Here is a 12,758-nt window from a genome sequence, read left to right on the forward strand (position 1 = left end):
TTAGTTAATCGTGTCTATTTCTGTTCCTTTTCATTAATGTCAATTTCACCTAAATTATACATATTCCAAAGAATTTTTCGTTGGTAGCTCACCATATATGCACTTGGTTTTGATGGATTTCGCTTAGCTGGTGCGGGTAGGGTAGTGGCAATCATTGCAGCCTCATGACGGGTAAGGCGCGATGCAGGTTTACCGTAGTATTTCCTTGCTGCGGCTTCCACTCCGTAAATACCCCTCCCCATCTCGGCTACGTTCAGGTAAACTTCCATAATCCTTTCCTTTGACCAGAAAGTTTCAATGAGCAGGGTAAAGTAGGCTTCTAATCCTTTTCGTACCCAGGAACGTTTGGGCCAAAGAAATACATTTTTTGCGGTTTGCTGTGAAATTGTACTGGCTCCGCGCAACTTTTTACCCCTTTGATTATACTTTCGGGCCTTTTTTATCGATTCCCAGTCAAATCCGTTGTGTTCCATGAACCTGTTGTCCTCGGCTGCAATTACAGCAAGCACCATCTGTGGCGATATCTCATCGATGCTTACCCAGCTATGTTCAAAATTGCTACTTCCTCCTTGGGTTTCCGGTAAATGCTTTTTTAGTATCATTAACCATGTGTAATGTGGGTTAACCCATTTGTACACTACAGTCAAACTAATACTAAGGGTAAAGAATAGTACTACCGAGTAGGTTATTACTCTTACTAACAATTTCTTAAAACTTAATTTTGCAATGTTTCCCGCTTCCGTCATCAATTGTTGACTTGTTGTTATACCAATCAATAATTTATTTTATCGATAATGTTTGCTAATATATTAAATTTGCATTGACAAAAAAGATTTGATTTGCATTGAATTGTATATTGAGGTGAAATTCAATAAATTAAATCAAGTAAAAAAAGTGATACCATGAAGAGATTATTTTGGGTTTTAACGAGTGTGATACTGCTAAGCAGCTGTTCCGACGATGGCATAAACTTTTTTACGCTCGAACAGGATATACAATTTGGTAAACAGCTCGATTCCGCAATTTTGGCAAACCCCAATGAATATCCTATTCTTGACAGGACTCAATACGCTGAGGCATATACACATATTGAGAGGGTAATGAATGCCATTTTAAGTTCGGATGATCTGAGGTATACAACTACATTTCCCTGGCAGGTAAGAATCATCCATGACGACAATGTGTTAAACGCTTTTGCGGCACCTGGTGGTTACCTGTATTTTTACACCGGATTAATTAAGTTTCTGGATAACGAAGCTCAGCTAGCCGGCGTTATGGCGCATGAAATAGCCCATGCCGATAGGCGTCACAGCACTCAAATGCTTACCCGTCAGTATGGTTTTAGCATGTTGCTCTCAATTATTATGGGCGATAATCCCTCGCAGCTTGAGCAGATACTATCGCAGTTAGCCCTTGGTGGAACAATGCTCAAATACAGTCGCGATAACGAGTATGAGGCCGATAAGTATGCTGTTACATACCTTTGCGATACCGATTATCACCCACGCGAACTTGCTGGCTTTTTTGAGAAGATGATGGGTTCTACACAAAAAATCCCTGAATTCCTTAGCACTCATCCATCGGATGAGAATCGGATTAAGAATATTGAAGAGGTATGGAAGAGCATGGGGAGTAAAGTGGGCAATATCTACGAAGACCGATATAAAAACTTTAAAAATGCTTTACCATAAGCGTTGTTGTACGATTTATAAAAGGCTGTCAATTTTTTTTGACAGCCTTTTTTGTACATTATTACTTAAGTTGAGGTTAGTCAATCGATTTTCTTATTGAAGTACTTGGCTTATAGTGATTTTTTAAGAAGTTCAACCCAACTTTTTACCCGTTTGGGTGTTTTTTCCGACTCATAATCTTCATCAATGGGAAGACCAATGAACTTGCCATCAATTACAGCTTCGGATTCAGTAAAGTTATAATCGTCTGTTGGCCATTGACCAACAACGTTAGCGCCCATTTCTAATAAATCTTTGGCAAGGATACCCATGGCATCTACAAAATTACGTGTATAAGTAACCGAATCGCCAGTTCCAAAAAAAGCGAATAGTTTACCTTCTATTCTTAGCTTTGAAAGATGAGGTCGGAATGATTCCCAGTCACATTTCGAAGAGTCTCCATTCCATGTTTCGCTACCCAGGGTTGAGCAGCCAAAAATTACAAAGTCGTAGTTATTAATTAGTTTTGGAGTAGCCTCCTTTATAGGGAAAACATCTACATTAGAATTAAATTCTTGAGCAATAAGTTTTGCCACCCTTTCAGTTGAACCACCTGTCGGCCCGTAAAAAATTCCTATCCTTTTTTTCATTTTTTAAAATTTTCTCGTTTTGTGTAAAAATAATAAAAATGGGATTAAAATGCAACTATTTTCCGCTTCCTTTAAGGCTTGCAATGGCAAGGAATATGCCTAAAGCAACGCTTAATAAGGCGGCAAAAAGAACTTGAAAATCGGCAGGTAAAAGGAATGTAATGGTATGAGCCGGTATCCAGAAGTAGGGTATTGTTTTGGCAAAAACAAAACTCCATTGAACCTTCCAGTTAATTGAAGCAAGAATCTCGCCAAAATTAATGGGCTTTACTAGGCACGAAAGGGTTCCTCCGTTGTTTGCTATGTGGGTGTCGGTAACCTTATGAAGTGTCATCATTACCGGAGCGTAAATAATGTTCATAAACAGGCTAATGCTGAAGGCTACTAGTATCTTGGCTAAAGTAAGTTCGCCTTTTAAGGCCTGGGGCGCATTTTCCATGCCCATATATGCAAGAAATTGTGGAACCCCCGATGCAAATAGCACAAAAGCTAATTTTATGGTTAAACCAAGCAAGCCCCAAACAACCGCTCTGGGCAACAATCCAAATCCGGGTTGATTATAATTCCCTGTTCTAATCCTTAACCCAATGGCTTCGCCAAAGGTGGCAAGGAGGGCAAACTTTATGAAACTTGTAACCATTCCATGGTTGGCGTTAAAATCAACATAAACGTTGTAAACCGTTTCCGATATAAAAAAGGGTAGAAGGAACAGAATAGTTCCTACCATTACGTACAAGTCAACTCGTTTCACTTTAATCAACATTTAACGGTTAAAATATCTAGCAAAACCAGCCTTAACCTGATCCCATATATACTCAAAGCGTGTTGCAATAAGTATTACAAGGATAATGGCAAGGCCAATCATCATTTTTTCGTTAGCTGTAAGGCTATTCCATTTCTCCTTAAGGCTCATGGCGCACTATTTTTCAATTCTGATTCGGGCATCTACCGCAACAACCTTATCTTTTGAACCTAGAAGCGGGTTTAGGTCCATCTCAAAGATTTCAGGAGCAACTGTTACGAGTGCCGATAAACGGCTAACAATTTCGGCAAAAATCTGTTCATTAACAGGTTCCTGTCCTCTTGCGCCCTTGATTATTCCATAGCTTTTAAGCCCTTTTATCATGTTTAATGCCTCGTTTGTATCAATAGGTGCAAGGGCAGCTTTTACATCCTTTAGAACCTCAATAAAAATACCTCCAAGTCCGCATAGTACCATGTGACCGAATTTATCCTCGCGTTTTGCCCCAACAAAAAGTTCAACCCCTTTAAGCATTGGCTGAATAAGGATGGCTGTAGTATCCTTAATCTTAATCATACGGTCAAACTCTTTGCGAACCGTTTCGGAATCTTTCACATTAAGTACAACACCCCCAACATCCGATTTGTGGACGGGGCCAACTACTTTCATTACTACCGGATAGCCTAATTTCTCTGCTGCTCTGGCAGCATCATCGGCAGTTGTAACAACCGCTTCGCCAGCACGGGGTATACCGGCAGCATCGAGCAGCTGTTGAACAGCATCGGGTGTCAGGTAACCGTTATTGCTTTTACTAATAATCTCACTTATGGCTTTTTCATTTACCTTTGGTAAAACGGGTGCTTCAGGTGATGGTTTTGGTGTATGGTAAATTTTTGCAAGGGCGTTGCCAAGCGATACCTCATCGGGGAAGAAAATTCGTCCTTTAGCAATAAAGTGTTCAATCTCATTCTTTACGTTCATAACCGAGGGGAGAACAGGGAATATGGGTTTGCGACAAACCTTCATCTTTTCATCAAGCAGGTCGTATACATCGTAAACGGGGAATAGGCCGGGACTTCCAAAAATAACTATCATGGCATCGATATTATGGAAGTCGTTTTCGCAGGCATCAATGATAAATCCAAGCTGCTCGGCTGTTCCTGTTGCCAAAAAGTCAATGGGGTTAGCCACCGATGAGCCCGGAAATAGCTTGGCAAGCAGTTCCTTTGCCTTTGGCCCCTCAATTGGAGGCACTTCAAGTCCGTTGTTCGATAAAGAGTCAGTGAGCATAACAGCAGGGCCACCTGCATGGGTGATTACTGCAATGTTTTTCCCTTGAAGCTCGGGATGCATAAAAATTGATGCCACGGTAGCCAGCTCATCGCGCCCATAGCAGCGAACAATTCCCGCTTTGCGGAACAGCGCTTCAACAGCTACATCGCTACTGGCAAGCGCTCCTGTGTGGCTCGATGCTGCTCGGCTTCCTGCCGATGAACTGCCAGCCTTAATTGCCGCAATCCTGCATCCTTTCCTTATGAGCGACTGGGCATGTTTTAAGAGTTTTTGAGGTTTGTTGATACTTTCAACGTAGAGCAGCTTTACCCTTGAGCTGCTTTGCGGGTCGAATGTATTATCGAGGTATTCAAGTACTTCCTCAACGCCAATTTGGGCGCTATTGCCCACTGAGTATACGCTGTTAAATGTTAAGCCACGCGGAATGCTCGATTCCATGATAAACACCGCAGTGGCTCCTGAACCCGAAATGAAATCAACTCCTTTGGGGTCGAACTTGGGAATTGGGGTGGTAAAAACGCCGGCATAGTTAGTGTTCATTACACCAATGCAGTTTGGGCCAATTAGGCACCCACCGGTACGGTTTATGGTGTCAACTATTTGTTGTTCAAGCTTAGCGCCCTCCTCACTCTCTTCATGAAAACCGGCCGAGAGAATAATGAAAGCTCTGGTTCCTTTTTGTGTGGCCAGAACCTCAACGGTTTGAGGGCAGAACTTAGCTGCAATGGCTAGTATCGCCAAATCCACCTGTGGTAATTCAGCAACATCGCGAACCGATTTCACTCCCTGAACCTCATCGGCTTTTGGGTTTACTACGTAAAGACTCCCTTTAAAATGGTTGTCGATAAGATTTTTTAAAACCTTTCCGCCGGGTTTCTGAATATCGTCAGAACCGCCAACCACCACTATACTTTTGGGATTGATTAACTCGTTGGTAATCATTTTAATGCGTTTTGAGTTTTACAGTTTACAATTTACACAAACGTAAATGAATTATGTAAAAGTAACAAGCCTGTTTAATGTGTTAGAGAGCTACTTTTTTTGACAAAAAAAAGGCCGACAGGATGCTGTCAGCCTTTTCAACTATTATTATTTCATCTTAGTAACTTTTGATATCTACTCCACCGAAAAGCACTAATCCTTTAAGAACAAGCTCTGGGGCATTTTCTGGTAGAGCCTGAGGTATTTTTCGTTTATCGGAAACGCCTCCAAAAATTGAGGTTACCTCAATTTTTACTTTCCATTCGGAAGGAATAATGAGTTTTGAGCCACCAAAAATGCATAGCAAATCAACAACATTTAAACCTGATTCCAGCTTTGCGGTGCTAAGGTCAATGGTTGAGCCTCCAAAAATGTTGGTAATTTTTCCCCCTCTGAATTGCTGCGAAGTAAATTTTTGGTCCGAACCACCAAAAATGGAAACATCATCAATCAAGTCGTCCTTAACTTCACCTGTTTTGTATGGGTGCCACCTGCGTCGCCTGCTACCAAATATTAATGAAAGGCCTATAAAAAGAATAACTGCAGGCCAAAAAAGTTTACTAATTGAAACGGGCAACTCGTAAAACTTTGCAGCCAGGAAAAATGCCCCTATGGCAATTAAGACTGTTCCTGTAGTTCTATTCCCTTTACCGGGCAGAATAATTAATCCTATTACAATTAGTAACGTTTGCCAGGTGAAAATGTATTTGCCCCATTCAACAGGATACAAATCGAAGTTATCGATAAGGAGTAAACCTGCCAACACAATTAGCAAAAACCCAAGTACTAGTCTTGAGTAGTCGGTTTTCGGGCTGTTCTCAATTTTTTCCATTTGATTTGAATTTGGTTTTCAACAATCTAAAAATACGATTTATATGTATCATTTGCTGCATGGTCATAAAATTTATTTAGGGTATTGCTGTTTTTTTGTACATAAACCCATAAAATGGGTTGGCTAAAGAAAAAAGAGCAATCGGATAACGATTGCTCTTTTTTATCACTTTAAGCTTGATGCCTTAGTGACTAGCAGCACCTTCAGGAACAGCTAGCTTATCGCCGGTAGCATCAATCACGTTTTTCTTCCACCAGTCGGGGTATTGTGGATTTTTAACTGGGGCAGGGCAGTAATCGTACTGGTTGTATTTAAGCCCACCCTTTCCATCCTCCTGCTTAACATTTCCATCCATAAATTTCATTAAAAGGAACTGGAATAGTTTTTCCCAGCGAGCAACAACATAGTTTCCGGTATTAACGGTATAATCGGTAAGGAATCGTACAGCATCCTCCTTGTTGGTTTCCAATAGCTTAAGAGCGGTTTGGTCAACTACGGCTGTTTGTGAGATGAAACGGTTTTCCAACTCATCCTGTACCCTTTTGATATCCTGAATCATAAGGTCGTAGCGGAGGTAAGCAAAGTTCGATACCTTATTGAATACCCAGAATGCACAATCGTCGCAGTAGGTGAGCATATCGCCCTTGCCCTCGGCGTAAGCCTCTGGCACAGAGGTAACGCTGCAATATACAGGGAAGTAAACGGTTGAGGCAGCATCGTCAACACTGAACCAGAAAATACCGCCAACAGCATCGGGTAGCCAGCTGCGCATTTGTGCAACAAACGAGAATCCGGTTTGCTGGGTTGCAGTGGCGCGTTCGTTAAAGTACGATTTCCCTTCGTATTTCCAGGTTAGTGGACGCCAACGGTATGGGAGACCATGAGGACCTGCGCCTGGATCCTTACTCATGTCGAGTTCTGTTCCCTCAAGGTGATCGCGCATAAAGTTCATCATATCCCTAACCGAGAGTTTACGCTCAGGCTTGATATATAAAGGCATGCGGTTTTTAAGGTCGTGCCCCTTGGCGTAGTCAAAGTAGTTCCACATATCCTTGTTTACAGCCTTGAAAAACGACCAAACCCTAATCTCACAGAAACGAGCTGCACCAAAATCGAGTGGGGCATATACATCGGAAAAGCTAAATTCCTCATCTTTACCGGTAAAGTAACCTTTTTGACGAGCAAAGCCGATTACATCATGAGCGTAAACAACCTCAACATCGGGTTCAAAAATTTTATCTAAATTTTTTGAGCTGATTGAGGTTTTCATGTTCTCAAGGGGGAAGGTGGTGATACGAGCATGATTAGCATGACCCGATACGTACCCATCGGGAATACGAATGGCTACCCATACTGCTCCCCGATTTGCGTTGTAAGCCTTTTTAGTTTTCTTGTCCACCTTAATATCGGTTCCCTTTCCAATCATTTCAAAAATCCAAACCTCGTTCTTGTCGGCAACCGAGAACGATTCCCCGGAACTGTAGTAGCCATACTTTTCAACCAGTTCAGCCATCACTTTAATGGCCTCACGTGCGCTCTTTGAGCGCTGTAGGGCGATATACATTAATGAACCGTAGTCAATTAACCCAGTACTATCCTGTAGCTCCTCACGTCCGCCATAGGTGGTTTCACCAATTGCTACCTGATATTCGTTCATGTTGCCTACCACGCTATATGTCTGTAAGGCCTGGGGAATTTCGCCAAGGAATTTCCCTGTATCCCATTCGTAAATCTTCATTAGCGTACCAGCCGGATAAACAGCAGCTGGTTTGAAATAAAGTTCGCCAAACAGGTAATGTGAGTCGGCGGCGTAGGTTATCATGGTTGAGCCGTCAACCGATGCACCTTTGGTTACAAGGTAATTGGTGCAAGCATTGCCGGTATTGGCATTAATCAGTAATGCAATAGCAGCAAAAATCTGGATTGTGAGTTTTCTCATAATCGTTTTAGTTTAATTAAAGTTTACAAACCTAATATTTTTTTGATTATAAACCAGGTTGATGGTTTAATGGTTCAGGGTTTTAGCTGTATAGACACCCGGCTATGGAGTTGTTGTTTGCTCCTGTTACTGAGGCTATGGCGCCGGGTTCCTTTAGTAAGTAAAGCACCCCAAGGAATGCAAATATCAGGGCTTCCTTATAATCAATAGTTTTACTATCGGGAATTACAATTTTCAACTCGGTTTTCTGCTTGATTAGTTCCATTAAAAAAGCATTCTTGGCTCCTCCACCGGTTGCCAGCATGGTTGTTTTTTTCAAGCTGTTACAATCGTGGGCTATTCTACCTGAAATATGCTCGTATGCGGTTCTTAACTGACTGGTAAGCGGATATGCATTATACCTGTTGAGTATAGGCATTATATAGCTCTCGAACCACTCCCTACCCAACGATTTTGGCGGTGGCTGAATGTAGTATTCAATATTTTCAAGTTCCTGGAGCATTCCCGGAATAACCTGACCGGTTCTTCCAAGGTCACCATTAAAATCGTATTCATTACCTGTTAACCCTGCTAGGTGGTTAAGCATCATGTTGCAAACACAAATATCGTAAGCCACCCGGTTGCTAAAATTATCATCGTAGCTAATATTTGCTATGCCTCCCAAATTAAGGCAGATGTCAAACTCTTGAAAAAGCATTTTGTCTCCAATTGGAACTAGCGGTGCACCTTGCCCCCCCCGTGAAACATCGCCCGAACGAAAATCGGAAATGCAAGGAATTCCTGAATACGCAGCGATTGCTGCACCTTTGCCAATTTGTAGGGTGTATCCTTGAGTCGGATTATGAAAAACGGTGTGTCCATGCGATGCAATGTAATCGGCCTCAATTCCATGTTCCGATACAAACCGTTTAACCTGTTCACCTAAATACTTCCCGTAGCTAAAGTCTAAAGCGGTAATCTCCTCAGCAGTGTAATTATGGGCTTCCTTTAGCTGATTTATGAGATGTGTTGGATACTTAATGGTTTCGGCAGCTAAAATGTAGTATTGCCACTTGCTATTTATGTTCTGAAAAAAGCAGTAACAAATATCGAGCCCATCGAGCGATGTGCCCGACATTAAGCCTATCATCCTATAACTTGAAGACTTGTTTGGGGAATGCATTACTTACGCGAATACACGCTTATTACTAGTTCCTTCACAGCTTGGTTGACCAGTTTATAAAGGGTTTCGTTTGGTGAGTTTATGTTTGGGTTTACAAAACCGTCAAAATACTTATCGTTCAGCGTTATTACTTTACTTTCAATAGCTTCACCTTTGGTGTTGGCTACTGGTATTATTCCTTTATCGTTATAGATGTTCATTTTAATGGTAATCTTTGGCTTTATCTCATTGGGAGCCAGTTGGATTACCTGTGGTGAGGTGTCGCTGGAGGTTTTGGTTACATATTTCGACATAAACTCAGGGCCAATTTCCACATCAATGCTGATATAAAACTTTGAGTTCCCTTTCCGAAGAGCTCTGTTTATTGTCACATTTGGAAATCCATAGTGGTCGTATGAAAATTTATCGCCGTAGGCATTCAGGGGCAATATAATCATACCAACATCGTTGGTAAGCTGTTGCTTAATAATATCCCAGATATCGGCAGTAAGGTGCCCAATAATTCTATCCTGCTGCGGTTTAACCGGTTCGCGGAAAAGGTGAGCATATTCGCTAAACTTTGCATGGTACCCGGGATCAATATTGACCTTGAAATAAATCAGCCCTACCTCTTTATTTCTGTATTTTTGGGCAAAAACCTGAGTGCTAAAGAAAAATAAAGTTATTGCCAGCAGAACTGAAGTGTATCTTTTCATGGCTTGAAATTTTTTCAAATGTAATAAAACTTATCAAAAAGTGAACCAAATTAGCTCAATTGTGCCTTTTGTGGTCTTTTCCTTTTCCATCGCCTATGCGTCCATAGCCAGTTTTCAGGGTTTTCTCTTATACTTTGTTCAAGCCTGTGCATGTAGGCAGCGGTTAGCTCACCGTCCTGCAGTTCGTTTGGCTTATCGCACAAAACGCTTAGTTCTACAGTATAGTAACCCCTCTTTACCCTTTTAATATCGATGTAAATAACAGGGTAGTTATACATTTTTGCATACTTTTCGGGACCATGAATGCAGGCGGTATCCTGGTTGAAAAAGTTTATCCAGTAGGCTTTTGATAGGTTAGAGGGGCTTTGGTCAGCAACCAGAATGTATATGCAAGGTTTGTGTTTATATTTCTGAAAGGTATCAAAGGTCTGATTGGTTGGAACCAATTCGGTTCCCCTAATCGATCGGTTCCACTTGATGAACCAATCGATTAGCTTGTTGCTTAGTGGTTTGTATATGGCAACCGGGTGATGTTTTAGCTGTATACCAGCCGATAGGGCTCCCCATTCCCAGTTGTTTAGGTGCCCTGCAACTCCAATAATACTCTGTTTCTGATTGTAGTAGTAATCGAGTAGTTCAGGGTTAAGAATTTTATGACGTTCTCTTATGGCTGAGTTGCGCATGGTGAACCCTTTAAGCGCCTCAACAGAAATATCGGCTAGGTTCTGGTACGATTGTTTCTCAATTACTGCTAATTCCGCATCGCTCTTTTCAGGGAATGCCAATCGTAAATTGCTTCGGGTAACCTTTACACGGTATTTTAAAACATTGTGCAGGAGTTTAGCCATAATATTACTATAGCCGTAGATTAAGCCCCATGGAATTATGGCTACAATAACTATTGAGATGAGAAATAGTATGAAGTAAAAAACGGTTATCAAAACTCAATCAGTTTACTATGTCAAAGTTAGCTATTACCAGAAAAACTTGATAGCATATTCCGAATCATTGTTTAACATATCGGTAGCAACAATTTTAAGGCTATGCCATTGACCTTTTTTAATCCTTTGGGGATTAAGATTATGCGAAAGTATACGGGTTTTTGGATCCCACTCAAATAACACCCAGTTACCATCAATATAGCCATTATACTTTTTGATCCTCGTATTGTCAGTTAGCTTAAAGTTTATGTTGTTTTGACTGGTGATTTTTGCATTAGGCATTAAATTCTGGGAGATAATTGACGGAGGAATTGTATCAACCAGAACGGTATATTTCCCAAAGCTATTACAGGTTGCCTTTAGGCTGCCATTAATAAGTTCGCTTCCAACGTATTCAAATCCTTTCCCGTTTATTTTTGCAATGTAGTGTTTACTCAAAATGTTTTCAGGTATTTTGCTGGCTTTGTATTCCAATGTGAACTTTTTGAAGAGCTTTGTTTTTGGATTATGAATAGTGACTGTTGGGTATGGCAGATTATCCGCTTGGTTCTCTTCCATTTGGAATAGTATATCGTGGAATAGGGCATTTTCGGGCAACTTAACCATGTAACTATCGGTTTTGTGTGTGTTTTCAGCATTCCATCTGAAAAGAGGAAGGGAAGGTACGCTTGTAGCGTTTACCTTATTTTCCACGCCTAATATCTTGAATATTAGTTTACTACTGTTTCCTGAATGATCCCAAACCGTAACATCAATAGTGTAAGAACTATCTTTAGCTATATCAATAATACCATGGTTGATAACATGATTGATGCCCGAAAACCTGTTGTTAGGATCGGTCCATAGCCGAATTGCTTTATAGCCATTCCATCCATTATCGGTTATACCATTAAAACCATTTGCATACCGGGTTTCCAGAAAAGAGAATCGGTCAACATGGAAGGTAAATGTTTTATTACCATTTATTCTCACTTCGGCTTTCTTGATACCGGCTCTCAGGCTGTTTGAATTTACAATATCGTAGTAATCGAGTGCTAGGCCAACTTTACCCGATGCTTTAATAGGCAATGGAACAGTAAAATCGCGCCCCTTTTTTACGGCTTCATAGGCTTTATAGGTTAAGCTGTCGAGCAGGTATCTTAAGCTGTCAATTTCAAAAACAAGCAAACGGTTAATGGTTGGTGGATTGCTATCGGTTTGCCTCCATTCATTAAAAAACTCAAACGGATCTAAAATATGCTGCGAGGTGGTTTCACGAATCTCGAAGTGCAGGTGTGGCCCCCCGGAACTACCACTGTTACCCGATAGTCCAATAATATCGCCCTTATTCACATTTAGTTCTCCTGGGTTAGGGAATAGCTCAATCTCGAACGACTGTTTTTGGTATTGGGCATTCTCAACATACTCTGCAATTTTACCCACAAACCTATCGAGGTGAGCATATACCGATGTTTTGCCATTGGGGTGGTCAACGTAAATTACTTTACCAAAACCAACAGGGCTTACCTTGATTCGTGAAACAAAACCTTTTTCAATGGCAAAAACACTATAACCTACCTGTCCCATGGTACGAAGATCGACCCCTGAGTGGAAATGATCCGATCGAACTTCACCAAATGTGCCCGAAAAGGCGGGTGGCATTTCGAGTGGTAACTTAAACGGTTGGGTTTGAGCAATTGTAACACTTGAAAGAAAAAGCAAACCTGCAAAGCGGAAAAGCCTCATTGTTATTATCTTTTTATGCCCAAATATATAAAAGCCTACCTTCATTAGTGCTTAAAATTGAAATGATCTGATAGAAATATTTTAGTTTTGAGCGTAAACATTTCATTATTAGATTTATGGAAAACCCC

General features: G+C 41.0%; 12 protein-coding genes. 1 reads left to right on the top strand and 11 read right to left on the bottom strand.

What is annotated here, in order from left to right:
• Positions 1 to 14: 14 nt before the first annotated feature.
• Complete coding sequence (gene mtgA, locus AB6811_RS07285) at positions 15 to 704, bottom strand: monofunctional biosynthetic peptidoglycan transglycosylase (RefSeq protein ID WP_369489789.1); 690 nt, start codon at positions 702 to 704, stop codon at positions 15 to 17.
• Positions 705 to 902: 198 nt separating this feature from the next.
• On the opposite strand from mtgA, the gene AB6811_RS07290 reads away from it, so the two are divergent.
• Positions 903 to 1,691, top strand: a complete 789-nt coding sequence (locus tag AB6811_RS07290) for a M48 family metallopeptidase (protein ID WP_369489791.1) — start codon at positions 903 to 905, stop codon at positions 1,689 to 1,691.
• 110 nt (positions 1,692 to 1,801) lie between these two features.
• Here the strand turns inward: AB6811_RS07290 and AB6811_RS07295 are convergent, their stop codons facing one another.
• The 10 genes from AB6811_RS07295 to AB6811_RS07340 all read right to left on the bottom strand — a co-directional run bounded on the left by AB6811_RS07295 (position 1,802) and on the right by AB6811_RS07340 (position 12,630).
• Complete coding sequence (locus AB6811_RS07295; protein ID WP_369489792.1) at positions 1,802 to 2,320, bottom strand: flavodoxin; 519 nt, start codon at positions 2,318 to 2,320, stop codon at positions 1,802 to 1,804.
• Between the two features lie 55 nt (positions 2,321 to 2,375).
• On the bottom strand, positions 2,376 to 3,071 hold the full coding sequence (locus AB6811_RS07300) for an Mpv17/PMP22 family protein (RefSeq protein WP_439655714.1): 696 nt from the start codon (positions 3,069 to 3,071) through the stop codon (positions 2,376 to 2,378).
• Positions 3,072 to 3,083: 12 nt separating this feature from the next.
• Positions 3,084 to 3,233: a hypothetical protein gene (locus AB6811_RS07305; protein ID WP_369489793.1), complete on the bottom strand. Its 150-nt coding sequence runs from the start codon at positions 3,231 to 3,233 to the stop codon at positions 3,084 to 3,086.
• Positions 3,234 to 3,239: 6 nt separating this feature from the next.
• A complete protein-coding gene (locus tag AB6811_RS07310; RefSeq protein ID WP_369489794.1) occupies positions 3,240 to 5,297 on the bottom strand; it encodes an acetate--CoA ligase family protein in 2,058 nt (685 codons plus the stop codon).
• 157 nt (positions 5,298 to 5,454) lie between these two features.
• On the bottom strand, positions 5,455 to 6,168 hold the full coding sequence (locus AB6811_RS07315; RefSeq protein ID WP_369489795.1) for a LiaF transmembrane domain-containing protein: 714 nt from the start codon (positions 6,166 to 6,168) through the stop codon (positions 5,455 to 5,457).
• Between the two features lie 184 nt (positions 6,169 to 6,352).
• Positions 6,353 to 8,107: a dipeptidase gene (locus AB6811_RS07320; RefSeq protein WP_369489796.1), complete on the bottom strand. Its 1,755-nt coding sequence runs from the start codon at positions 8,105 to 8,107 to the stop codon at positions 6,353 to 6,355.
• Positions 8,108 to 8,189: 82 nt separating this feature from the next.
• On the bottom strand, positions 8,190 to 9,269 hold the full coding sequence (locus AB6811_RS07325) for an anhydro-N-acetylmuramic acid kinase (protein WP_369489797.1): 1,080 nt from the start codon (positions 9,267 to 9,269) through the stop codon (positions 8,190 to 8,192).
• Positions 9,269 to 9,964, bottom strand: coding sequence for a hypothetical protein (locus AB6811_RS07330; RefSeq protein ID WP_369489798.1), 696 nt, complete (start codon positions 9,962 to 9,964; stop codon positions 9,269 to 9,271). The genes AB6811_RS07325 and AB6811_RS07330 overlap by 1 nt, the downstream gene beginning before the upstream one ends.
• Positions 9,965 to 10,014: 50 nt before the next feature.
• Entirely contained in the window at positions 10,015 to 10,905 is an 891-nt protein-coding gene (locus AB6811_RS07335; RefSeq protein ID WP_369489799.1) for a lysophospholipid acyltransferase family protein, read from the bottom strand.
• Between the two features lie 33 nt (positions 10,906 to 10,938).
• On the bottom strand, positions 10,939 to 12,630 hold the full coding sequence (locus AB6811_RS07340; RefSeq protein ID WP_369489800.1) for a M23 family metallopeptidase: 1,692 nt from the start codon (positions 12,628 to 12,630) through the stop codon (positions 10,939 to 10,941).
• Between the last annotated feature and the right edge of the window lie 128 nt (positions 12,631 to 12,758).

The organism is Tenuifilum sp. 4138str (assembly GCF_041102575.1).
In the GTDB taxonomy this organism is placed as follows: Bacteria; Bacteroidota; Bacteroidia; order Bacteroidales; family Tenuifilaceae; genus Tenuifilum; species Tenuifilum osseticum.